The following is a 24,768-nucleotide window of genomic DNA, read 5'->3' as shown; positions in this document are numbered from 1 at the left end:
AGCTGGTAACGGGTTTTGTTACTTTTGAAAATCAATTGTTGTTACCGTGGGTCATAAGAATGGAGGTACTGATATGAATAAAATAATTACTATCAGCAGGCAATATGGCAGTGGCGGCAGAGAAATTGGTGCAAAGCTGGCAGCAAAGTTGAATATACCATTCTATGATAAGGAGCTAATAACTAGAGCAGCAAAAGAAAGTGGATTTGCTGAAGCAGCTTTTGAAAATGCAGAAAATAAAGCAACAAATAGTTTATTATATTCCATAGCAATGGGTATGAATTCTTATGGTAATCAAGATCTTGGATTTTCACATCTATCACTTGATGATAGAATTTATTTAGCACAGTCGGATGTAATACGTAAGGTTGCAGCAGAAGGACCATGTGTTATTGTAGGACGTTGTGCAAACTATGTTTTAAGAGATGTACCAAATGTAGTGAATGTATTCATTTGGGCAGATATGAAGTTTAGAGTTGAACGAGCAATTCGTACAGATAATTTATCACCAAATAAAGCGGAAGAGCAAATAGCAAAAATTGACAAAAGAAGAGCGAACTACTATAACTATCATGCAAGTGAAAAGTGGGGAAGAATTGAAAATTATCAATTGGCATTACAAAGCAATTCCATAGGAATTGATAATTGCGTCGATCTGATTAAGATGTTCGTTGAAAGTGACACAAATAATTTGACTAAATAAACGTAATAAATTATTAGGTTGTCTTAATACATTTTTTCAAGGAAGAGTATGTTTTAGATTTATTCTTCTAAGGAGTTAGTGTATTAAGACAACCTTTTTAGCGCTTATTGGAAAAGTAGCTGGTAATTTGTACAAAACGTAAGGAAAAATTAAGAATAATTTATCATTAATTTAACATTTTTAAGTTAGTATATACTTGGTTTGCGTTTAATCAATAAAGGTTGGAAAGAGGGTGTGAGGGTGAAAAATGAGGTTAAACCTATAATTGAAGTACGACATGTGAAAAAGATATATCGCATGGGCTCAGAGCGCATAAGTGCGGTAGATGACGTAAGTTTTGAAATTAATAAAGGTGAATTTTGTTGTCTACTTGGTACTTCAGGCTCCGGTAAATCTACATTACTAAACCTAATGGCAGGGATTGAAAAGGCCTCAGCAGGTGAAATCATTATAAAAGGCCGTAACATTCATAAAATGAATGAGAATAAACTTGCTAAGTTTAGACAGAAATATTTAGGTTTTGTATTTCAATCATATAATCTAATAAACTCTATGACGGCACTTGAGAATGTTGAATTTCCATTGGTCTTTAAAAGAGTTCCACTAAAGCGAAGAAAAAAGATGGCAAAGGATATGTTAGTAAAAGTTGGATTAGGTACTAGACTTAAGCATAAGCCAAAAGAAATGAGTGGTGGTCAGCAACAAAGAGTTGGTATCGCAAGAGCGTTTGTTTCTAAGCCAGAAATTGTGTTTGCAGATGAGCCAACAGGAAATTTGGATACGAAAACTACGATGGAAGTTATGGAATTGATTAAGGACATGGCAAGGGATAACCATCAGACAATTGTAATGGTTACACATGATAAACGTTTGGCAGAGTTTGCTGATAAAATTATACATATTTTAGATGGTAAGATTCAAAGCATTGAAATTGTCCACGAAGTATCTATGGAAGATATAGATAATAGTGATGTTGATAGCGATATTAATATCGATGCCAATGGTGATACAAGTACTATTAGTATAGATAATAGTATAACTGTTGACACCGATGATAACAGTACTAATGGCATTGCAAATAGCATTGCAAATAGCAATGCTATGGATGAAAAAGCAGATATAGCTGTAACGGATGAGGAATCTATAATTACAGCTGCAAATACAAATGAAAGCAAAAACAAAGAAGAATTACCTCAGAGTCCTGAGGAAAACGTGTAGAAAGAAGAGGGTAAAAGAATGAAAAGAAAAAGAATCTTTGCATTATTGCTTGCACTTGCATTAATACTAACGGGCCTTAGTGGGGTAAATGTAGCAAAGGCAGATACCGCCAATCTTTTAATCGATAGTAAATATTCAAGAGTAATAGAAGCTGAGCCAGGTGCTACAGTACATGTAAAAGTACCATTTATGGCGGTGAGTAGCTATGCATATAATCCGATTGTTGTAACGACATATGATGACAAAGCTCCGTTTACAACAAGTAATGTTAAACTCACACAACATGATCAGGATACTTCATTAATTGGTAATTCTGACTACACTTATGTTGAGTTTGATGTATATATGAAGGATAGTGCAAAAATCGGTAATTATGATTTAGGAATCAAGTTTACTTATGATTATTTGGAGGAAACAGTTACACAAATAACAGAAGAACATAAACTAAGTATTCGTGTTCCATTTGAGAAAAATCCTACACAAATTGCAATAAGTAATATTCAATATGATGAGGGAAGTGCTGCTGTAGGAAATACCTTTGATCTTAACTTTGATATAAGCAATGAAGGCCAAATTGGTGCATTAAATACATACCTAACAATAAACTATGCTGAAACTGGTTTAGCACCAGGTTATGCGGTAGATAACATTAAAGTTGGTGACTTAAAAGCAGGCGGAAAACAAAAAATGACCCTTCCTATTAAGGTTCTTCCAACTGCGAAGGAAGGTTTTATTACCTTAACAGCTAAAATTACATATAAAGATGCAGATGGTGTGGAAAGTTCCGTAGAAAAAAATATCTATGTTAATATTAAGGCCACAAGTGTCGCCTCCACAGATGATGCCAGCTTAGTTCTAGGAAGCACTGCGTTAAATAAAGAAGTTTTAGCAGGTTCAGAAATAGATTTAAGTGGTACGATAGAAAACATCGGAAAACAAGCGGCTAAAAAAATAAAGATAACAGTTCCTAGTGGATTAGGTGTTGAAAGTGGTATCATAGCAAGCTTTAAGTCTGATGGAATTAGCGTAAATGATATTGCAGCTGGAAAAAATGCAGAATTTAAGGTACCACTTGTAGTATCAAAGACAGCAAAAGCCGGATTAAATGAAATAGCTGTTCAAGTAGATTTTGTTGATAGTGCAGGAGAGAGTCACTCCGTAGTTTCTAAGTACTATATTACTGTAGTGCAACCAGATGCAGAAGAAACCACAAGTGAAGTTGAAATATCAAACGTTACTCAAAGTCCTTCTGAACCTAAGGTTGGAGATACGGTAACTTTATCTTTTATGATACAGAATAAGGGAAACAAAACAGTAACGGATGTTAAAGTTGGACCGAAAGATTTGGCGGCTGGTACGGGGATAGAGCCTGTTACACCTGAACCAGAAGTGAATATAGGTAAACTTACTGCAGGTGAAAAGAAAAGTGTTTCCTTACAATTTAAAATCGCAAATGGAGCATCCGAGGGATTAAATCAATTAAAACTCGGTAGTACTTTTAAAGATAGCAGCGGAAAGGCACAAAGCCTTGAAACTACAGTTTACATATTAAACATAACAAATAGTGGTAATAGCAAACCTAAGTTAATAGTAAGTGATTCTAGCACAGATCCAGAAGAATTACGTGCGGGTTCAGAGTTTAATTTTACATTTGATTTAAAGAATACACACTCTTCTAAATCAGCAAGAAACATTAAGGTAACAATCTCTCAAAAAGATAATGTATTCTCTGCAAGTAAGGGAACAAACAGCTTTTATATTGAGCAGATTAAACCAGGAGAAACAGTTACAAGTACAATGCCAATGAAAGTAAAGGCTGATACAGCAACAGGAGCTTATGAACTTAATATTTCAGTAGAATATGAATACGATGATATGTCAAAGGTTGATGAAGAAGCTGGTGGAGTGAAAGAAGAAAATGTTTTACGATTACAAGCGGTTGAAAATGCGAGACCTGTAATTGAGAATATTGCCATCGGTTCCTATGACGTACCAACGGTAAATCAAGCAACAAGTGTTAGTTTTGAATTTTATAATATGGGAAAATCAACATTAAGTAATGTGTATTTTACTTTTGAAGGAGATTATCAATTAGATACTGGTGAAAAGTATATACAAGGATCTATGGAAGCTGGAAACTCTGAGTTTATTGAAGTAAGTTTAATTCCATTGGTTGAAGGAATGGCAAAAGGGACAATTGTTATTCACTTCGAAGATAGTAATGGGGAAGAAGTTACTGTGAATAAAGAAATGCCTGAGACATATATACAAGGACAAATGATGCCAGATCCAGACTTTAATGGCGGTGATGATTTACCAGTGAATGGCGGCGATGTAGTAGTTGCTAAAAAAGATATCGTGCCATTATGGGCATTCATTCTTATTCAAGTAGCTATCGTTTGTGTAGTCGTACCTGTAGTTCGTATTATAATCATTAAGATGCACAAACGTAAGATGGAGAAGGCAGAAGAAAAATTATAAATGATAGGACCTTAAATTAAATATTTTTTCTTAAAAGAAGTTTAAAATATGTGGTTGAAAAGAGGTTTTGAATTTCATAATTAGCAGTATTTGATTGCTAGGGTAGTAGATCAAATACTGCAGAAAGAGGTTATTATGCAGATTATAATGAATGAAGCGTTTGACACAACAGTAATACTTAATAGTGGGTTTAATGTAATAAATAATGTGGCAGTTAGCGCCGATAGTACCAGTGTAATGATGGGCGGTGGATCTGGAATTGATGCCGGAGATATGGGAGAAGGGATGCCTTCTGATAACGGAGGTTCCGTACTAAGCTCTTGGGGATTTGTCGGAGGTATTACAGGGGCAACTTTAATCGTTAGTATTGTGTTAGGTATCTTATTGGCTAAGAAGAGAATCAAAAAAGGATTTGATTTATATGAGGATTAGTGACTTAATTAAAATGGGTCTTAGAAATCTCGGTCGTAGAAAAGCTAGAACTTCACTAACGGTCATTGGTATGGTGATTGGTACGATTTCTATCGTAGTAATGGTTTCTATTGGTATTGGTGTGAATAAGAGCTTCAATGATGCAATTATTCAAAATGGAAGTATGACAATAATTACCATTTCTAAAAATCAATACTATGAAACAGAAGACGGAAATTGGGCATCTAAGGAGCAGAAATTAGATGATAGTGTAGTTGAGCAGATAAAAGGTATAAAACATGTTAAGAGTGTTTCGCCAATTTACCAAGCAGGAGTCCAATTTATGAGTGGTAAATATTATTCTTGGGGAAATATTATTGCAATGGATTCAAGCACTTTTAAAGACTTTGGAATGCCAGAGATTTCAGAAGGGACAATGATTACACCAGAGGAGAATAATGTAATTATATTTGGTTCACAATCATTATACGAGTTTTCATATTATTCAGGAAGAACACGTAAGACAAAGACGGTTGAGCTTGGAAAAGATAAGTTGACATTTAGTTTCCAGGACTATCAAGTCAATGATAAGAAAAAGCCACTTAATGTAAAGGTGGATAAGTATGGACTTTTACAAGAAAGTACAAACTGGCAATATAATTACAATATTTATATGGATATCGAATACTACAAGAGTATTTATAAAAAATACGCATCTACATTAAAGATAGAAGACCGAAAGAAAGCAATGGCTTCTTTGGAAAACTACCAAACAATACAAATTAACGTAGATAGTATGAAGAATGTTACTCAGGTACAAGATGAAATTGAAGCAATGGGATATAAAACAACAAGTGACATGCAATATCTAGAAGGGTATCTTGAAACAGCAGATATGCTTCAAATGGTATTAGGTGCCATAGGTGGTATTGCCATGTTAGTTTCTGCAATTAATATAGCAAATACTATGGTTATGTCTATTTACGAAAGAACCAAGGAAATAGGTATCATGAAGGTGCTTGGTTGTCTTGTGAAAGATGTTAAAAAGTTGTTTTTATTTGAAGCAGGTATCATTGGATTAATTGGTGGTATTATCGGAATTGGCTTTAGCTACTTAGCGTCTTACTTTATAAATAAATATGGAGGAAGCTTACTAGGAAGTTTAGTGGGAAATGGTGGAATGTACGGTGATAATTCAGGTGCACAATTCTCTCAAATACCAATATGGCTTCCATTTGTAGCGGCACTTTTCTCAATTCTCGTTGGCGTAATTTCTGGTTATTTTCCAGCTAGACGTGCAACAAAAATAAGTGCAATTGAAGCGATGAAAACTGAAAATTAAAAATCTCTTTAAAAGGGACTGTCGCAAGGTAGAGTTTTAGATATGTACGAATTCTATTTTGCGACAGTTCTTTCATTTCTTAGTAAACTATTGTGAAACGGGGAATATTGTTATATAATCTAGTAAACATTCGCATTTCGTATGTTAAATGGTTCCTACAATAGAATTTGGAAAGGCTTGTGTTTCATGCAAAAAAATCAAACAAAAAAAGTAGCTATTTTTGGAATGTTGATCGCCTTAGCATTTATCTTAAGTTATGTTGAAAGTGTCATCTCCTTTCATTTTGTAGTACCAGGAATAAAGTTAGGGCTTGCTAATTTAGTAGTATTACTAGCACTTTATCTATTGGATGCAAAGTCAGCATTGGTTTTATCCGTAATACGTGTCGTGCTAGTAAGCTTTACATTCGGTAATTTGTATAGTCTTTGGTATAGTTTAGCAGGGGCGATACTTAGTTATATTGTTATGGTTGTTCTAAAGAAGAGTAAGGCATTTAGCATTGTTGGGGTCAGCGTTTCTGGAGGTGTTGCCCATAATATGGGACAAGTTATGGTGGCAATGTATGTACTTGGCAGAGGGATGATGTATTACTTTCCATTTTTAATGGTGGGTGGAATCATTACTGGAATACTAATTGGGATTTTAGGTGGATTAGTATATAAACAGATAAAAAGGGCAGTTAAAATGGATTGATGAGTTTACGGAGAGAAAACGATGGTTACGATAAGAGATATTTCATTAAAGTGTGGTGTATCTGTTTCAACGGTTAGTAAGGTATTAAACGGATATCGTGAAATAGGAGAAGAAACAAAAAAAGAAGTATTAAGAGTTGCAGAAGAATTAGGTTATGTGCCGAATGCATATGCTAGACAACTAAAGCTTAAAAAGTCTTATAATATAGGTGTTTTATTTGACACCTTAGCATCTTATGGGTTAAAAAATGAGTATTTCGCGTATATACTAGCATCGTTTCGAGAGGAAGCTAGCAAAAGAGGTTATGACATTACTTTTATCGAGAATAATATTGGGAATCGTAAAATGACATTTTTGGAGCATTGCAAATATAGAGATTTTGATGGAGTTTGCATTGTATGTGCGGATTTTACAAACCCAGAAGTGATTGAAGTAATAAACAGTGATTTCTCTGTTGTTACAATTGATCATTCCTTTAGCAATGCAATTAGTATTTTATCGGATAATGCTAAGGGAATGAGGAAGTTAACAGAGTATATTATATCAAAAGGTCATAAAAAGATTGCTTATATTCATGGAACAAAATCAACGGTTACGCATAATCGCTTAGCTTCCTTTAATCAAGTTTTAATGGAACATAATATTTCAATACCTGAATATTATTATAAGCAAAGTGAGTATCGTAGTGATAAGCTAGCAGAGGAACTTACAAACGAACTATTAGATTTAAGCGATCGACCAACTTGCATTATAGCTCCTGATGATTATGCGGCATTAGGAGTTATAAAAGCAATCAAACGTCGTGGGTTAAGTATGCCAAAAGATATCTCTGTAGCAGGCTATGATGGTATTTCAATTTCTCAGGCATTAGAACCTAAGTTAACTACAATCAAGCAAGATACAGATAAAATTGGAGAATTGGCAGCAATAAAATTAATAAATTTAATGGAAAATCCAATGGCAACAATGATTGAACATGTCACTATGGATGTCGAACTATATGAGGGAGAGTCTATAAAAGATTTGAATTAAAAGAGAGGTAAACGGATGAGATTGGTATCCATTGAGATGTTGAAACCTGACATGGTTCTAGCGCGCTCTGTATATCAAAGGGATGCACTTGTTTTAAAGGCCGGTAGCCGAGGTATAAGTAGATTTATACCGAATCTAGAGCGTATGGGAATACGTTACGTATATGTAGAAGATGAACAGAGCAAGGGAATAGAAATTCCAGATGCAATAACAGAACAAACAAGAACAACTTGTAAATTAGTTCTTAGGAACACCATTGAAAGTTGTTTAGAAAAAAAATCAATGAGTTTATCAAGCTTATCGGATAGTGTTGATGATATTATAGTAGAGGTAATTCGAAATAAGGATGTACAAGTGAGTTTGAATGATATCGGAGCAAGCGATGAGTATACATATTATCATTCGGTAAGTGTTTGTGTATATTCCTTGTTGATAGGAAGAGCGCTAAACTATAGTAGAGCTGCAATGCAACAATTAGCCATTGGAACTTTATTGCATGACATTGGTAAAGTTGCATTGGATGCAAAAATTTTATATAAAAAAGAGAAATTAACAGATGATGAATATGAATATGTGAAGCAACATGTGGAGGCAGGATATCAAATACTCCAGCGTGGGGCTGCACTTCCTGAAATATCACGAAAGATAGCAATTACACATCATGAAAGGCTAGATGGTTCAGGTTATCCTTTTGGATTAAAGGAAAATCAATTGCATGAGTTTTCTAAAATCGTTGCTATTGCAGATGTGTATGATGCCTTAACAACGGATCGATGTTATCGAGAAAGATGGCCGACCAATAAAGCGGTCGATTATCTAATCGAAAAATCAGGAACCTTTTTTGCACCTGAATTAGTGCAATTATTCATTAGGCAAATTGCAATCTACCCTAATGGGTCACTGGTTTTATTATCGAATCGAATGCTTGCAATCATTAAGGATCAAAATCAAAACGTACCACTGCGTCCAATTGTTCGTATTATTACGGATGAAAACGGCAATAAGGTTACACCATATGAGATTGATCTGATGAAAGAATTAAATATTACGATTATTGAATCTGAATTAGAAATAAAGAGAAAACTACATAAAAAAGACGAGTAGTATAGATATCATATATATTAGACTACGATTAAGGAAAGGAATGGTAAGAATATGGCAAAAGAATTAAAAAAACGTTCTGAGGTAGAAGAACAATTTACTTGGAACTTAAAGGATTTATTTATAAGTGATGAAGCATTTTATGAGGCGTATAATGCAGCAAAAAGATTTCCAAAAGAATTGCAAGAATTTAAAGGTAAATTAGGTAGTTCAGCAAATACATTATTAGATTACTACCGTTTAAGCGATGAAGTATCACTTGAATTAGATAATTTATTGAATTATGCAGCAAGAAAAAAGGATGAGGATACAAAGAACTCAACTTATCAATCAATGTATGGATCCGTTATGTCCTTGTATGTTGAAATCTCAGGGGCAGCGTCCTTTGAAGGTCCTGAAATTATTGAAATACCGGAAGATACATTACAATCATTCTTTAAGGAAAATGAAGAATTACGTCTTTATGAACTTGATATTTTAAGAAAACGTAGAAAGATGGAACATACTTTATCAGAGAAAGAAGAAAAGATACTTGCAGAAGTTGGTGAAGTAGCGAACTCCGCTGCTGATATTTTTGGAGTATTTAACAATGCGGACTTAGTATTCCCAGAAATAACAGATAAAGATGGTAAGAAAGTGCGTCTAACACATGGTAATTATATACCGTTTATGGAAAGTTCTAATAGAGAAGTTCGTAAAGAGGCATTTCAGGCATTATATTCTGTTTATGGACAGTATAAGAATACAACAGCAGCTATTTTAAATGCACAAGTAAAACAGCTTCAGTTCTTTGCAAATGCAAGAAAATATGAATCTTCTTTACATGCAGCTTTGGATGAAACAGAAGTTCCAGTTGACGTTTATTATAATTTAGTTGACGCTGTAAATGACAATATGTCTTATATGCATCGCTATGTAAAGCTTCGCAAAAAATTAATGAACTTAGATGAGTTGCATATGTATGACCTTTATGCACCAGTAGTACCTAATATGGATGTTGAGATTCCTTATGAGGAAGCAAAAGACACAATTATCAAGGCGTTAGAACCATTAGGTAAGGAGTATTTAGAAATCTTAAAGAATGGTTTTAATAATCGTTGGGTTGATATTTATGAAAATGAAGGAAAACGAAGTGGTGCTTATTCAGCAGGTGCAAAAGTGCATCCATATGTATTAATGAACTATGCAGATACATTAGATAGCGAGTTTACACTTGCTCATGAGATGGGTCATGCCCTACATTCTTACCTATCAAATGCAACACAACCTACCATATATTCTGATTATAAAATATTTGTTGCTGAAGTTGCATCTACATGCAATGAATCTTTATTAATGCAATATTTATTAAAGAACACAACAGATAAAATGCAAAGAGCTTATTTAATCAATCATTTCTTAGAGAAGTTTAGAGGTACATTATTTAGACAGACAATGTTTGCAGAGTTTGAGTTACTTATCAATCGTATGGTTGAACAAGGGGTAAGTTTAACAGCAGATGTTTTATGCGATGCTTATCATGACTTAAATGTAAAATATTTTGGAGAAGATATCGTAGTTGATCATGAAATTGACGTAGAATGGGCAAGAATTCCTCATTTTTATTACAACTATTATGTATATCAATATGCTACAGGATATTCAGCTGCTATTGCATTATCAAATCGTATCTTAACAGAGGGTGAACCAGCGGTAAAAGATTATCTTAAATTCTTAAGCAGCGGTTCCTCTTATGATCCAATTTCATTGTTAAAAATTGCAGGTGTTGATATGTCAACAGCGACACCAATTAAGGAAGCACTTGAAGTGTTCGGAAAATTAATCGATGAAATGGAAGAATTATTAGCGTAATAACTATTAGAAACTAATAAAAGGGTCTGCCGCAAAATGGAAGTAAAATTCTATTTTGTAGCAGACCCTTTTGTTTATTATAAAAATTTGTTCTTTGTCTTATGATTTAATGCATACCTAGTCTTTTATTGTGCAAAAACATAATTAATAACATAAAACCTTAGCTAATAACACGAAATCATAATTAATAGTATAAGACCATAAGGAAATTATTCCTTAGGATACTTTACTGTAACGACGCATGTTCTCTTTATACCGCTTGAGGTTGTAGCTGTTATAGTAGCCTTCCCAGGGGAGATTCCCTTTAGTAATCCCCATTTACTTACGGTAACAACGGAAGGATTTGAACTTACATAAGTTACTTGATCTGTACTATTATCTGGACCTAATGAAGGCCATAATCGGAAGAACTTTCCGACACCAAGGGTTTTATTTAAACGATTTAATGATAAAGCTGTTGACTTTATAATTTTTGCATTAACGTATGATATAACTTTATTACCTCGGTAATCTTGAGCATAAATGGTATATCTGCCTGGGGTAGTTACTTCAAAAACACCGGTATCATTTTCTAGCTTTATAGCTGTTCCGGAATTAATGGAACGAAAATCATCAATTGTTTTAACGCCTGTTAAATACTTTGCAGTCTTGACTCCACTTCCTAAATCAGTGATTGAAGCGGTAATCGTAATAGATGAATAATCACCCGAAACTTTATAGCTTGAATTGATGGTTGGAGCTTCCATATCATCAAGTACCTCATAAATTTGGGATGTTTCATTTCCAGCATAGTCACTTATATAAAAGGTATAAGTACCGGCCTTTGCTAAAGAGAGTATATTATCGGATATTCCAAGTCCAATGGTCCCACGTTTAAAATAATCAGTTGAGCGTTCACCAATAATATACCTTATGGTTCTAATTCCTGAACCGTCAAAGTCATCTGCGTTTATATCAATTAAAATACGGTCTTTCTCATATCTTGTAGAAAGCTGCAAATCAGGCAAGGTATTATCTGGTTGCAATTCTTCCATTGATGCAACAATGGCAGCGGCATTAGGAATTCCAGGGTTTTTTGTGAAATTTTCTAAGCCTTCCATGTATTTTATATTGTTTACAATTATGTTTTTAACATCGGAAGCATAGAGGTTGTCGCTATAAGTATATAACATGGCGGCAATTGCACTAACATGAGGTGCGGCCATAGAAGAGCCACTCATTGTACCATAGCTTCCAACCGTTGTACTAATAATGTTTGTACCTGGTGCTGCAATATCTACTGTTTGTTTTCCATAATTAGAATCCTTAGATAATGCTCCGTCTGCATCAATAAATGAAACAGAAATTTGGTTATCTAAATTATAACTCGCTGGATATAAAGGAGTGGTGTCATTATTTGTTCCACTATTTCCTGCAGCTGTAACAAAAAGCATTGTAGATTCTTGCATTGCTGTTTCTAAAGCAGCACTATAGCTTGTGGAACCCCAGCTCATATTGCATATATCAGCCCCCATCATAGTCGCATATTTGATGGCCTTGATTGCATTTGCAACAGTTCCTTTACCGTTTGCGCCTCCATGGATTTTAAGGGACATAATTTTAACATTGATATTGGAGGCAACCCCTGCAATACCGATTTTATTATTTGCATTAGCAGCTATGATACCTGCGATATGTGTACCGTGGTCATCGTTATCTTTTGGTGAAGCTAAATCCATATTTTTAGAGGAGTTATATTGATAATGACAAACGGTGTCGTCATTATTATAAAAGTCCCATCCTACCATATCATCAATGTAACCATTGTTATCGTTATCGATACCGTCACCTGGAATCTCACCCTGGTTTATCCAGATACGACCAACTAAATCAGGATGATTAATATCAACGCCAGTATCTAAAATGGCGATGACAACTTCTTTTTCTTTCATATTCTTTGACGAATAAATAGACCAAGCTTTAGGAATGTTTAAATCAATGTCTTGAGTTGAGCTTATTATACTTGTATTAGAGTTGTTTACATGATAATAATATCCATTGTTTTTTAAAGGCCACTGTGAATCCGAGTATGAATCATTGGTGATGCCTTGCAGTTCAATCTCAGAGTTTGATTCAGCAACTAGTATGCACGGATTCTCATTAAGAGACTTTAATATATTTGATGTGTCCTTAGTATTATTTAATTTGCATAGAGCATAGTCTTCTATTTGCTCTAAAACAGTAACATCATTTTGGTAGATGTCTAAAATTTGATTTTGCTCTGTCAAACTCATATCAGATTTAAATATAATAATAATTTCATCTAATAAATTATTTTGAGAAGGTTTGTTTTGGGCACTTACCGTAGAAACAGGAATTAACAGAAACGTTAAACATAAGAGACAAAGCAGCCGTAGACGAATATTATCACTTATATTTCTTAGAAAAACCAAAATAATACGCCTCCCTTGCTTTTTTTTAAAATATAGCTTTAAGAAATGTCAGTATTATGTCAAAAAAATTACAAATGTGATAATTTGTGGTATATTTGGATAGCAACTACACAATCTTAAAATTTCTGTTATAATAGCAAATATAGTAGGGAAAAAATGAAAGCAAAGGGAGATGCTTTACTAAACAATGAAAAAATTCTGATAACTGTAAGGTAAGGATTGGTGGTTCAGTGAAAGTACTAATAGTTGATAAAAATGCAAATGAAATAAAACGTATAACCAATATTATAAAACGAAATATGAAACATGTAGAAATTACTGGTTATGCCAGTGACAGAAGAAATACGCTTATCAATATAGAAGAGTGCAATCCTGAGGTAATTATCATATCAAAAGAACTTGAATATGAATCAGGGTTTTCTATTGTTGAGGAAATTCGAAAAAGTCATTTTAATTTGCCTATCATCTTATATTCTTTGGAAGAGTGCATGAACGATTTGAAGAGATCCTTAGAGCTTAGGTTGAGTGATTTTATACTTGCTCCAGTAACAAAACATAATTTAATTCCCTCCTTAATTAAAATAGAAGAACAAGTACAAAAATCTAAAAAAGAATTGGAAATGAATAAAAACAGTGAACTTGTTTTAAAAAAGGGGAAAGAGGCGTTAGAATTTGGATTTATATATTCCGTCTTATTTAGTGGGAATACGAAAAATCCTTGGAAGGAACTTCAAAGTATTTTCCAAACACGAAATAAGGGTTATGTAATGAGTTTAAACATCATGCCTTGTGAAAAAACAGACTTTATACCTTATGAAGAGTATAATAAGGCTATTAATAAAAATGCGCCATATGGATATCGTTGTATTATGGCTGCAACGATGGAAAAACAAATTGTTATGTTTGTTATGGAGACTAGGGAAAATTCGCTAGATGAAAAGTCAAGGAAGATGCAACAACTAAAGTTTGCAGAAGCAATTCGTAAATTTTTCCTATCCGCATTTCAAATTCGAATTGCGATTGGTATCGGAAGCGAACGTAGCATAGATAAATTAGCTATTTCATATGAAGAAGCTTTAAGAAGTATGCAAATTGAGAGAAATAGCGTAATATCTCATATTGAAGACATAGCATTAGGTAAATATATGAAAGGCCAATATTATATGGAGCTAGAATCAAGGATGCTTCAGGATGTTGGTAATAAAGACTTAAATGCATTGGAAAGTTTTACAACAATACTTGGTATTATGGATGACTATAAACCTGAGGATAAAAAAAGCAAGATTTTAGAATTACTTATTTTATCTACATATGAATCGAAAAAGAATGGACCAAGTACCTTAGATTCCATAAACTATATGCAAATGGTAAAGGCCTTAGAAAAGATTGAGATGCAAGAATTAAATGCTTGGGCTATTCGAGAGTTGACCTATATTATACATAGCATCAAAGAAAATAGTGAGGAGCATTCTTTTGGTATCAATAGAAATGTATTAAAATATATTGAAACTCACTTTAATGAAGAATTATCTTTACAAGAAATTGCTAGTTTAGCGAATGTAAGTCCACAATATTTTAGTCGTTTGTTCCGAGAAAAAATGGGAATGACATATGTTGATTACCTTACGAAAGTAAGGATCAATAAAGCTGTTGAATTGTTAAAATATTCAGATAAAACGATTCAGGAGATATGCTATGATGTTGGTTACAAAGACCCGAATTATTTTAGTAGAGTTTTTAAAAAGATAACAGGCTTAAGTCCGAAGGAATATATGGAGAAACGTGTTCGATGATTAGTGATATTAAATAGGAGTGCCAAGGGGTGACATGATAGCCCTTATTTGGAACTAAGAATATAAAAATGTATGAATACGAGTATCCGAAGTATCTCAACTTTTTAGAGTGCTTTTGATACTCGTATTTAATTTTAAAAATATGAAATGATTCATAGTAAAAGTGTTTTATGGATTCAATCACCATATTAGGAGTGAATGAATTCAAAAGATGAGAAATTTATATAATGGATGTTTTAAACTAGTGCGTAAGAGCATAGTGTTAAAATTTAAAAAAGCTTTTTAGAATAATGAATATAAAAGATAATTTGGGCTAGACAATATGATGGAATCATGTTATACTGAGAATCGATTTGTTATAAATTATCTAGAAACCAATATATATATGCTATTGCATATATTTTTTATTTTACTTATGATAAAGAAAAAATAGTTGACGAACAGACCTACAGTATGATATAGTAAACTAGCTATGGAAGAGGTCTTTTTTTTATGCTTAAAAACAGTGAAGACCTGTATAAATCGCCACTATTCTTAATAGGCGGTGGCTACATGTTAACACAAGAATAAGGTAGGCTAGATAAGGCAAATCTAGATAAGAAAACTTTATTCACCACAGAATAATGACGGAGGTGGAAGTTGTGCGAGTAAAGATTACATTGGCATGTACAGAATGTAAGCAGCGTAATTACAACACTACAAAGGAAAAGAAAAATCATCCGGACAGAATGGAAACAAAAAAATACTGCAAATTCTGTAAATCACACACATTACACAAAGAAACAAAATAATTATGTCTAATACGCTTTGTGGCAAGTAATTATAATTACTGCTACGGCCGAATGGAAAGACAAGGAAGGAAAAGTGAAATTATGGGAGAAACTGCAAACGCTACTGAAAAAGCTCCAAAGAAAAGCTGGTTCAAGGGTCTTAAAGCTGAGTTCAAAAAAATAATTTGGCCAGATAAAGAAACAGTTACGAAACAGTCATTCGCTGTCATTGTCACAACCATTATATTAGGCATAATTATAGCTTTACTTGATGCGGCGATCAAAGCAGGAATTAATGTTATAATTTAGCTAGGATAAGGGTGATAATATGTCAGACGCTAATTGGTACGTTGTTCATACCTACTCGGGTTACGAGAACAAGGTAAAAGCCAACATTGAAAAAACAATCGAAAATAGAAAACTTCAAGACCAAATATTAGAGGTTTCTGTGCCTCTTCAAGATGTTATTGAGGTTAAGAATGGTGTTAAGAAAAAGGTTCAAAAGAAATTGTTCCCTGGATATGTACTACTTAACATGATTATGAATGATGATACTTGGTACGTGGTACGTAATACAAGAGGTGTTACAGGATTTGTAGGACCTGGATCGAAACCTGTTCCACTCACTGAATATGAGATGAAGAGCATGGGAATTAAAAAGGATGAAGTGATAATTGACTTCGAAATCGGCGATACTGTTACTGTAATCTCAGGCGTATGGGAGAACACACAGGGCATTATTAAAGCGATTAATCCTCACAAACAAATTATTACAATAAACATTGACATGTTTGGTCGTGAGACACCTGTTGAGATTAGTTTTTCTGATGTGAAAGTTGAAAAGTAAAGATAAGCAGAATGTTAACTAAGTTCACGAGTGAGTGAACAGTGGGAGGGTAAGTTAACGATGGTTAATTACTCCCGGTAAAACCACATTTTTAGGAGGTATGCTATCATGGCAAAGAAAGTTACAGGTTATATTAAATTACAGATTCCTGCTGCAAAGGCAACACCAGCACCACCTGTTGGTCCTGCACTTGGTCAGCACGGCGTAAATATCGTACAGTTTACAAAAGAATTCAATGCTAGAACTGCAAATCAAGAAGGAATGATTATTCCAGTAGTAATCACTGTATATCAGGACAGAAGCTTTAGCTTTATTACTAAAACTCCTCCTGCAGCAGTATTACTTAAGAAAGCTTGTAATTTAAAATCAGGTTCCGCTGTTCCTAACAAAACTAAGGTTGCTACAATCAAGAAATCTGAAGTTGTTAAGATCGCTGAATTAAAAATGCCTGACTTAAATGCAGCTAATATTGAAACAGCAACTAGCATGATTGCTGGTACTGCAAGAAGTATGGGAATCACTGTAGTTGAAGATTAATTGTAAATGTAGATGTTTACATGTGGGAGGGCAATCCCGATAATACCACTAGGAGGTTAAATCATGAAAAGAGGAAAGAAATATACTGATTCTGTAAAACTTATTGATAGATCAGTTCAATATGATGTGAATGAAGCTATCAGCTTAGTTAAAAAATCAGCAGTAGCAAAATTCGATGAGACTATTGAAGCGCATATCAGACTTGGTGTTGACGGACGTCACGCTGACCAACAGGTTCGTGGTGCAGTAGTATTACCACACGGAACAGGTAAAAAAGTAAGAGTACTTGTTTTTGCAAAAGGTGATAAAGTAGCCGAAGCAGAAGCAGCTGGTGCAGATTACGTAGGCGGCGAGGAATTAATTCCAAAGATTCAAAACGATGGTTGGTTTGAATTTGACGTTGTTGTTGCAACTCCAGATATGATGGGTGTTGTTGGTCGTCTTGGTCGTGTACTTGGACCTAAGGGCTTAATGCCAAACCCTAAGGCTGGTACAGTAACTATGGATGTTACAAAGGCTGTTAACGATATTAAAGCTGGTAAGATTGAATATAGATTAGATAAAACAAACATTATCCACGTGCCAGTTGGTAAAGCATCCTTTACTGAGGAGCAACTCGCAGACAACTTCCAAGCCCTTATGGGTGCAATCATTAAAGCAAAACCAGCTTCTGCAAAGGGACAATATTTAAGAAGTGTAACTGTAGCTTCTACTATGGGCCCTGGAATTAAGCTTAACACTGTAAAATTATCTTAATTTTAGTAAAAAGTGTTAGAAGAAAAGTTTTACTTTGTGGTTGACACACTAATAGATTTATGTTATACTCAAAAAGCTTGTTGTAAATGTGATTACAATTCGCATTATAACATATAAATAATTGCCGAAGACAGTAGGTGCCGTAATGGCATAAGGAGAACCCGCCTACCGAGGAATGATGTTATTCAAGCATTATGCTAGACTAATTGTTAAGCCTCCTGTCTTTTGCGGGAGGCTTTTTTTCTCCTTACTTTTTGCAGGGGACATTTCATATGTCTTTTGCAAGAAGCATTTTTAACAATCGTCCTATAAGACAGGACACATTGTTCCAAGGCAACGATATACATCTTGTTCGTGAAAAGCGTGTATATCTGGCACGTAAGTGCCATAACACATCAAATGATGTGTACAGTCACAAAGAATCTATAAGGAGGTGTACTCAAATGGCAAAGGTTGAAATGAAAAAACCTATCATTGACGAAATCAAGGGTTACGTTGCAGATGCTAAATCTGCAGTATTAGTAGATTACCGTGGTCTTACAGTTGAGCAGGATACAATTCTTCGTAAGAAGTTAAGAGAAGCTGGTGTTGTATACAAAGTATACAAAAACACTTATCTTAAGATGGCTTTCGAAGGAACTGATTTCGCTCAGTTAAATGGTCATCTTGAAGGACCATCTGCAATCGCATTTGGTATTGAAGATGCAACAGCTCCTGCTAGAGTATTAGCAGAAGTTGCAAAAACAGCAGAAGCTTTAGAGTTCAAAGCTGGTGTTGTAGAAGGAACATATTATGATGCTAAAGGAATCCAAGTTATTGCAACTATTCCTTCAAAAGATGTTCTTATTTCCAAGTTACTTGGAAGCTTACAATCCCCAATTACAAATTTTGCTCGTGTTATCAAACAAATCGCAGAAAAGAATGGCGATGTAGCATAATCCATTTGGGATTTGTAAGAAGTTTAGAAAATAATAGTTTTCTAAATAACGTTGAGAAACAATGTGCTGCATAATAAGTATGCAAGCAATTAAAACGAATCATATTAAATTTATATGGAGGTAAATTATAATGACAACTCAAGAATTTATCGATGCTATTAAGGGCATGACTGTGTTAGAATTAAACGATTTAGTAAAAGCATGTGAAGAAGAATTTGGTGTAAGTGCAGCAGCAGGTGTTGTAGTTGCAGCAGCTGGTGCAGCTGAAGCAGCTGAAGAAAAAACTGAATTCGACGTTGAATTAACAGACGTTGGAGCAAACAAAGTTAAAGTTATCAAAGTAGTTCGTGAAGTAACTGGATTAGGCTTAAAAGAAGCTAAAGATCTTGTTGATGGAGCTCCTAAGATGCTTAAAGAAGCTGCTTCCAAAGAAGAAGCTGAAGATATCAAGACTAAACTTGAAGCTGAAGGTGCAAAAGTTACTCTTAAGTAATTATTGCCTTAATAAAACCTCTGAAGGTTGTGTATACAGCCTTTCAGAGGTTTTTTTGATTTATAAAGAAAGTATAAATGCAGTGCCTTATCAATTAGACACTGCGAGATTGCGTTCACCTAAATGCGCCATAGTTGACTTTGTATAAAAAATTGGATACAATAATGTGGACAAGGATGGTGGATATGGATTTAATCAAAAGAGTACAGACAAAAGATCATATTGCCGATTTATTAAGAAAAGAAATCCTTCTAAACCATCTTAAAGATGGTGAGGAACTGATTCAGGAAGTCGTTTCTAATCAGTTAGGGGTGTCTAGAATGCCGGTAAGAGAAGCATTTCAGATTTTGGAATTAGAAGGCTTTTTAAAGAGGCTCCCAAATCGTCATGTGATAGTAAAAGGGATTACGAAACAAGGGATACATGAAATATTCTCATTTATTTGTGATATTCAAATTGGATTTATTAAGAATGTCATTCATACAAAGGAAGAATATTATGAACACTTTCAAAAAGTTTATAACGAGTATAAATGCAATTCTATGAATGAAATAAAATTGCATAGATTTTTTAGTGAGGAAGTTGAGAATTATTACATACAACAACTTCACAAAAAATTATTAGATATATATGTATTTTTTGTTTTAAAAGACTTGGAGTTATCAGGGGCAGAGGAAATACAGATTTGGGATGACGTCGCAGAAGCAATTAGAACGAAAGATGAAGAGAAACTAAGTGAGTTATTTAAACATTATTATTTGTGTTTGACTAATAAAATGGTAGAAAAGGTGCTATGAGATGACTTTAAAACAAATAAAATTAATGCCTGCTAGAGAACAGGCAGCCTCTTCCTTACGTAAAGCTATTTTAGCGAAAGAATTAGAAGCAGGTACAATTATAACTTTAGATGGAATTTCAAAGCAGCTTGGGCTTTCTATTACACCTGTAAGAGAGGCTTTTCAAATCCTTGCCAATGAAAACCTTATTAAATTACGACCTAATAAAGGTGCTATAGTACTAGGAATTGATGAAAAAGCCATTATAGATCATTATGAAACCCGAGGAATTTTGGAAAGTGAAGTTGTTTACAAGATATGTAAAAACAATGCTGATATATCCAAGGTATTAGAGGCATATGAAAATGCAGTTCAATCTTTAAAAGAAAATAATTTTAGTGACTACTCAAAGTATAACCAGTCTTTCCATTATGAACTTTGGACAGCAGGAGGAAATGATAAAATTAGATCTCTTCTTTCTTCAATGTGGAATGGTTTGTCTATGGGAAGTAATGTGAAAGTAGAGGAATATGCTAAGATTTCTATAAATGAGCATAGACAGATTGTAGAGGCATTAAAGGAACGTGATGCGGATAAAGCAAAGCTAATTATGTGTAACCACATAAAGAGAAGTTTAGAAAATATATTAACTCATTATAATAAATAAATCGCACAAATATAAACGATAAGAACTATGAAAAGACACTGCTTAAAAGCAGTGCTTTTTTTGTTTATATAATTAAATAATTGAAGAGTTGGTCAACTTATATAAAAATAATGACAATATTATATATAAATTGCCCAAATTATACAAAGTAATTGACATATTTATTGAAGGTGTTATTATATAAATGGATACATTATTAAATATAAAATATAAATCATGCAGGAGTAAATTATGGATATTGCAGAAAATGAAGCAAAAATGAGAATTAATGCTTTGCTAGACGCCGATAGTTTTGTTGAGATAGGAAAACATATACTAGGTGAAAAAACTGATTTTAATCCTGAACCAACTGAAAATAGAGGGGATGGTGTAATAACTGGATATGGCCTTGTAAATGGGAAGTTGGTTTATGTATTTAGCCAAGATTCTTCTGTTTTAAAGGGCAGTATTGGTAAAATGCATGGAAGAAAAATCAGTAAATTATATGCATTGGCATTAAAGTCAAAATCTCCAGTAATAGGTTTAATGGATTGTGGCGGCCTCCGTATCAGTGAAGGGTTGGATGGAATGGAGGAACTAGGCAACATTTTTATTCAACAAACAATGGCCTCAGGCATCATTCCACAGATACTTGGAGTATTTGGTAATTGTGGTGGTGGGCTTTCTCTTATGAACGCAATGGCAGATTTTACTTTTCTAGAGGCGGGTAAGGGAAAATTATATATGAACCCACCTGCGGTAGTTGAACATAACAAAGATTTTGACTTTTTCCCTATGAATCAACAAGCGGATGGCATAGGATGTGAATCTGAGATCATTGGTAAAATCAGAGAGTTAATTGATATTTTACCGGCTAGTAACAAAGAAGATGCGGAAATATTAAAAACGGATGATGATTTAAATCGTATGATTCCTGATATTGAGGAATATAAAGAGGATGGAAGAAAGTTAGTGACTGCAATTAGTGATAGTAACTTATTCTTAGAAGTGAAGGCAATGCAGAATGAGGAAGTTGTTACTGGATTTATTAAGCTAAATGGAGTTACTACCGGTGCAATTGCAGTATGTGGTACTGAACTTACCTCAGGTGGATGTAATAAAGCAAGAGAATTTATCGCTTTCTTAAATGCTTTTGATATACCTTTGGTAACTCTTATTAATGTTTTGGAATTTAAAAATACACTTGAAGAAGAGGCTATTGTAGGAAGAGCCGCTGGATTATTAACGAAAGTATTAATACATAGTGATATTCCGAAAATTAATGTTATTGTAGGACGTGGAATTGGAAGCACTTATTTGGTACTTAATAGTAAGCATATAGGTGCTGACGTGGTGTTAGCTTGGGAAGGAAGTAAAATAGGAGTTATTTCTTCAGAACATGCAGCTAAGGTATTTTGTAAAGGTGAAAAGGAATTATCACAATTAATAGAAGCAGAAGAAAAGTATAGCAATCAACAAAATAACACAAAGTATTCTGCAGGAAAAGGCTATATCGATGATATTATCAAACCTCAGGAAACTAGACAAAGAATTATAGCTGCAATGGAAATGCTTTATTACAAAGAAGAGGCAAGGCCAAAGAAGAAACACATTATACAATAATGAATGCAGAGGTAATAATTTATGAATGAAATACTTGATATTACTTTCAGTGTTAGGGAACTTTTAATTCCCTGTGGGGTTATTATCGCCGTTTTCGTAGTATTGATATGGAAGCTTCTTAATAAGACTAATCAGGCAATTGAAGTAACTCATGAAGAAATGCCGGCTATTCAAGAAAATACCTTAAATCAATTTGAGGACTACGAATTAGTTGCAGCCATTACAGCAGCAATTGCTTGTACTTTGGGAACAGATAGTAACGGTTTAGTTGTAAAATCAATTAAAAGGATACCAAAAACTAGATAGTAACTTAAACTTGAGTTGTTAGTCACAAGCTCATGGTAAGGGATGAAAGAAATAATTTTAGAAAGGAAAGCCACTGATTAACTCTTTCAACCTTTTATAGTGGCAATACTGTATTCAATGATTGGTATAGTATTAAAAGGATATAATTATGAAAAATTTTAGAGTTACTGTAAATGGTAACGCTTATGATGTCACAGTGGAAGAAGTAATGGGAGGAAATTTTACTGCTAAAGCACCAGCACCGATGAATGCGCCAACACCAGTATATGTACCAACACCAGTACAGCATCAGGAGACAGTGGCATCAACCCCTACAGTTAATGAAACAAAGATAGTTGCTGAGCCAACTTCATCTGGTGCGAAGGGAAGAATCTCAGTTGTGGCACCTATGCCAGGTAAAATATTAGCAATCAAAGTGGCGGTTGGTGCCACAGTAAAGAAAGGTGATGTTGTGGTATTGTTAGAAGCTATGAAAATGGAGAACGAAATTGTTGCATCAGAAGATGGAGTAGTAGTTAGTATCAATACATCTGTGGGTGATATGGTAGACCCAGGTCAAATCATCGCTACGTTTAATTAAGTTTAGGAGGTGTTAAGATGGCAATAAAAATTACGGAAACTGTTTTTCGTGATGCCCATCAATCCTTGATGGCAACAAGGTTATCAACAGAAGAAATGCTACCAATTATTGAGAAAATGGATCAGGTAGGCTACCATTCTGTTGAATGCTGGGGAGGCGCAACATTTGATGCATCCATTCGATTTTTAAAAGAGGATCCATGGGAAAGACTTAGAAAATTAAGAGATGGCTTTAAAAATACAAAGCTTCAAATGCTCTTAAGAGGTCAAAATCTACTAGGATATCGTCATTATGCGGATGATGTGGTTGAGTATTTTGTGCAAAAGGCCATTAGCAATGGTATTGATATTATTAGAGTATTTGATGCATTAAATGATGTAAGGAATTTAAAAACATCTATTAAAGCTGTTAGAAAAGAAGGTGGACATGCTCAAGTAGCGATTTCTTATACGTTGGGTGATAGCTATACCATAGACTATTATGTAAAAAAGGCAAAAGAAGTAGAAGAGATGGGAGCTCACTCCATTTGTATTAAGGATATGGCTGGCCTTTTATTACCTTATGAAGCAATGAATTTAATTAAAGCATTAAAGAAAGAAATCTCTTTGCCTATACAATTACATACTCATTATACTAGTGGTGTAGCATCCATGACATATTTAAAAGCAGTAGAGGCAGGAGTAGATATTATTGATTGTGCTATTAGCCCTCTTGCATTAGGTACAAGTCAGCCAGCGACAGAGGTTATGGTAGAAACATTAAAAGGAACTCCTTATGATACTGGACTTGATCAAAAGCTTCTTTCTGAAATAGCCGAATATTTTAGACCGATTAGGGAAAAAGCATTGGAGAGCGGTCAAATGAACCAAAAGATTCTGGGAGTTGATATTAAAACACTTTTATATCAAGTACCAGGAGGTATGCTTTCAAATTTAGTATCTCAATTAAAGGAGCAAAAGGCGGAAGATAAATTTTACGAGGTACTTAAGGAAATACCTCATGTAAGACAAGATTTTGGTGAACCTCCACTTGTTACTCCATCTAGTCAAATTGTGGGAACACAGGCAGTACTAAATGTATTATCAGGAGAACGTTATAAAATGGTAACCAAGGAAAGTAAAGCACTTCTTAGAGGTGAGTATGGTAGAACAGTAAAACCTATGAACAAAGAGGTTCAAAGAAAAGCTCTGGGTAATAAAAAGGTTATCACTTGTAGACCTGCAGACCTGTTAGAGCCAGAACTACCAGCTGCACAAAAAGAGATTGAAGTTTGGAAAAAACAAGAGGAAGATGTGTTGACCTATGTAATGTTTCCACAGGTTGCTACGGAATTTTTTCAATATAGACAAGCACAGCAAGATAAAATAGATATAAATCTAGCAAATTCCGGAGTATATCCAGTTTAAAAAATAATTTGACAGAATATTAGCTATATAGGA

Annotated in this window: 24 protein-coding genes and 1 other annotated feature; of the genes, 23 read left to right on the top strand and 1 reads right to left on the bottom strand. The window is 34.1% G+C overall.

Annotated elements, in window-relative coordinates; all coding sequences use genetic code 11:
* Window positions 1-73 precede the first annotated feature (73 nt).
* From BN4220_RS02340 to pepF, 9 genes are all read left to right on the top strand, one after another.
* Entirely contained in the window at window positions 74-703 is a 630-nt protein-coding gene (locus BN4220_RS02340) for a cytidylate kinase-like family protein (RefSeq protein WP_066713058.1), read from the top strand.
* A gap of 240 nt (window positions 704-943) precedes the next feature.
* Window positions 944-1,921 carry an ABC transporter ATP-binding protein gene (locus tag BN4220_RS20660; RefSeq protein ID WP_347477046.1) on the top strand — a complete coding sequence of 326 codons (978 nt, stop codon included), beginning with the start codon at window positions 944-946 and terminating at the stop codon, window positions 1,919-1,921.
* A gap of 18 nt (window positions 1,922-1,939) precedes the next feature.
* On the top strand, window positions 1,940-4,402 hold the full coding sequence (locus tag BN4220_RS02330; protein ID WP_066713056.1) for a COG1361 S-layer family protein: 2,463 nt from the start codon (window positions 1,940-1,942) through the stop codon (window positions 4,400-4,402).
* A 135-nt stretch (window positions 4,403-4,537) separates the two neighbouring features.
* Window positions 4,538-4,834, top strand: a complete 297-nt coding sequence (locus BN4220_RS02325) for a hypothetical protein (protein ID WP_066713053.1) — start codon at window positions 4,538-4,540, stop codon at window positions 4,832-4,834.
* Complete coding sequence (locus BN4220_RS02320; RefSeq protein ID WP_066713051.1) at window positions 4,824-6,155, top strand: ABC transporter permease; 1,332 nt, start codon at window positions 4,824-4,826, stop codon at window positions 6,153-6,155. Before BN4220_RS02325 ends, BN4220_RS02320 begins: the two co-directional genes overlap by 11 nt.
* Window positions 6,156-6,341: 186 nt before the next feature.
* The gene (locus BN4220_RS02315; RefSeq protein WP_066713048.1) at window positions 6,342-6,848 is read left to right on the top strand and encodes a Gx transporter family protein; all 507 of its coding nucleotides are present in this window, start codon (window positions 6,342-6,344) and stop codon (window positions 6,846-6,848) included.
* Window positions 6,849-6,869: 21 nt separating this feature from the next.
* Complete coding sequence (locus tag BN4220_RS02310) at window positions 6,870-7,880, top strand: LacI family DNA-binding transcriptional regulator (protein WP_066713047.1); 1,011 nt, start codon at window positions 6,870-6,872, stop codon at window positions 7,878-7,880.
* A 15-nt stretch (window positions 7,881-7,895) separates the two neighbouring features.
* Complete coding sequence (locus BN4220_RS02305; protein ID WP_066713045.1) at window positions 7,896-8,984, top strand: HD-GYP domain-containing protein; 1,089 nt, start codon at window positions 7,896-7,898, stop codon at window positions 8,982-8,984.
* 51 nt (window positions 8,985-9,035) lie between these two features.
* Window positions 9,036-10,832, top strand: a complete 1,797-nt coding sequence (gene pepF, locus BN4220_RS02300) for an oligoendopeptidase F (RefSeq protein ID WP_066713044.1) — start codon at window positions 9,036-9,038, stop codon at window positions 10,830-10,832.
* Window positions 10,833-11,041: 209 nt separating this feature from the next.
* On the opposite strand, the gene BN4220_RS02295 is transcribed toward pepF, so the two are convergent.
* Window positions 11,042-13,264, bottom strand: coding sequence for a S8 family serine peptidase (locus tag BN4220_RS02295; RefSeq protein ID WP_066713043.1), 2,223 nt, complete (start codon window positions 13,262-13,264; stop codon window positions 11,042-11,044).
* A 230-nt stretch (window positions 13,265-13,494) separates the two neighbouring features.
* On the opposite strand from BN4220_RS02295, the gene BN4220_RS02290 reads away from it, so the two are divergent.
* The 14 genes from BN4220_RS02290 to BN4220_RS02230 all read left to right on the top strand — a co-directional run bounded on the left by BN4220_RS02290 (window position 13,495) and on the right by BN4220_RS02230 (window position 24,735).
* A complete protein-coding gene (locus BN4220_RS02290; protein WP_066713040.1) occupies window positions 13,495-15,057 on the top strand; it encodes a helix-turn-helix domain-containing protein in 1,563 nt (520 codons plus the stop codon).
* 641 nt (window positions 15,058-15,698) lie between these two features.
* Window positions 15,699-15,848, top strand: a complete 150-nt coding sequence (rpmG, locus tag BN4220_RS19690; RefSeq protein WP_081841852.1) for a 50S ribosomal protein L33 — start codon at window positions 15,699-15,701, stop codon at window positions 15,846-15,848.
* An 81-nt stretch (window positions 15,849-15,929) separates the two neighbouring features.
* Window positions 15,930-16,136 (top strand): preprotein translocase subunit SecE, encoded by a 207-nt coding sequence (secE, locus tag BN4220_RS02285; protein WP_066713033.1) that lies wholly within the window; start codon window positions 15,930-15,932, stop codon window positions 16,134-16,136.
* A 19-nt stretch (window positions 16,137-16,155) separates the two neighbouring features.
* On the top strand, window positions 16,156-16,674 hold the full coding sequence (nusG, locus tag BN4220_RS02280) for a transcription termination/antitermination protein NusG (protein ID WP_066713029.1): 519 nt from the start codon (window positions 16,156-16,158) through the stop codon (window positions 16,672-16,674).
* Between the two features lie 108 nt (window positions 16,675-16,782).
* Window positions 16,783-17,211 (top strand): 50S ribosomal protein L11, encoded by a 429-nt coding sequence (rplK, locus tag BN4220_RS02275; RefSeq protein WP_066713025.1) that lies wholly within the window; start codon window positions 16,783-16,785, stop codon window positions 17,209-17,211.
* Between the two features lie 63 nt (window positions 17,212-17,274).
* Window positions 17,275-17,967 carry a 50S ribosomal protein L1 gene (rplA, locus tag BN4220_RS02270; protein ID WP_082811985.1) on the top strand — a complete coding sequence of 231 codons (693 nt, stop codon included), beginning with the start codon at window positions 17,275-17,277 and terminating at the stop codon, window positions 17,965-17,967.
* Between the two features lie 106 nt (window positions 17,968-18,073).
* Window positions 18,074-18,218: a sequence feature (ribosomal protein L10 leader region), on the top strand.
* Window positions 18,219-18,410: 192 nt separating this feature from the next.
* The gene (gene rplJ / locus BN4220_RS02265; protein WP_066713020.1) at window positions 18,411-18,905 is read left to right on the top strand and encodes a 50S ribosomal protein L10; all 495 of its coding nucleotides are present in this window, start codon (window positions 18,411-18,413) and stop codon (window positions 18,903-18,905) included.
* Between the two features lie 130 nt (window positions 18,906-19,035).
* Entirely contained in the window at window positions 19,036-19,398 is a 363-nt protein-coding gene (gene rplL / locus BN4220_RS02260; protein WP_066713012.1) for a 50S ribosomal protein L7/L12, read from the top strand.
* A 185-nt stretch (window positions 19,399-19,583) separates the two neighbouring features.
* The gene (locus tag BN4220_RS02255) at window positions 19,584-20,195 is read left to right on the top strand and encodes a GntR family transcriptional regulator (protein WP_066713009.1); all 612 of its coding nucleotides are present in this window, start codon (window positions 19,584-19,586) and stop codon (window positions 20,193-20,195) included.
* Window position 20,196: 1 nt separating this feature from the next.
* Complete coding sequence (locus tag BN4220_RS02250) at window positions 20,197-20,841, top strand: GntR family transcriptional regulator (protein WP_066713006.1); 645 nt, start codon at window positions 20,197-20,199, stop codon at window positions 20,839-20,841.
* 231 nt (window positions 20,842-21,072) lie between these two features.
* Complete coding sequence (locus tag BN4220_RS02245) at window positions 21,073-22,443, top strand: carboxyl transferase domain-containing protein (protein ID WP_066713004.1); 1,371 nt, start codon at window positions 21,073-21,075, stop codon at window positions 22,441-22,443.
* Between the two features lie 21 nt (window positions 22,444-22,464).
* The gene (locus BN4220_RS02240) at window positions 22,465-22,749 is read left to right on the top strand and encodes a hypothetical protein (protein ID WP_066713002.1); all 285 of its coding nucleotides are present in this window, start codon (window positions 22,465-22,467) and stop codon (window positions 22,747-22,749) included.
* Window positions 22,750-22,897: 148 nt separating this feature from the next.
* The gene (locus BN4220_RS02235) at window positions 22,898-23,329 is read left to right on the top strand and encodes a biotin/lipoyl-containing protein (RefSeq protein WP_066712997.1); all 432 of its coding nucleotides are present in this window, start codon (window positions 22,898-22,900) and stop codon (window positions 23,327-23,329) included.
* A 17-nt stretch (window positions 23,330-23,346) separates the two neighbouring features.
* Window positions 23,347-24,735: an oxaloacetate decarboxylase subunit alpha gene (locus BN4220_RS02230; protein WP_066712994.1), complete on the top strand. Its 1,389-nt coding sequence runs from the start codon at window positions 23,347-23,349 to the stop codon at window positions 24,733-24,735.
* The last annotated feature ends 33 nt before the right edge of the window (window positions 24,736-24,768 follow it).

Origin of the sequence: Clostridium sp. Marseille-P299 (assembly GCF_900078195.1) — a bacterium.
Taxonomy (GTDB): Bacteria; Bacillota; Clostridia; order Lachnospirales; family Lachnospiraceae; genus Lachnoclostridium.
The sequence above is the reverse complement of the archived record's forward strand: the minus strand, read 5'-3'. Positions and strand labels throughout refer to the sequence as shown.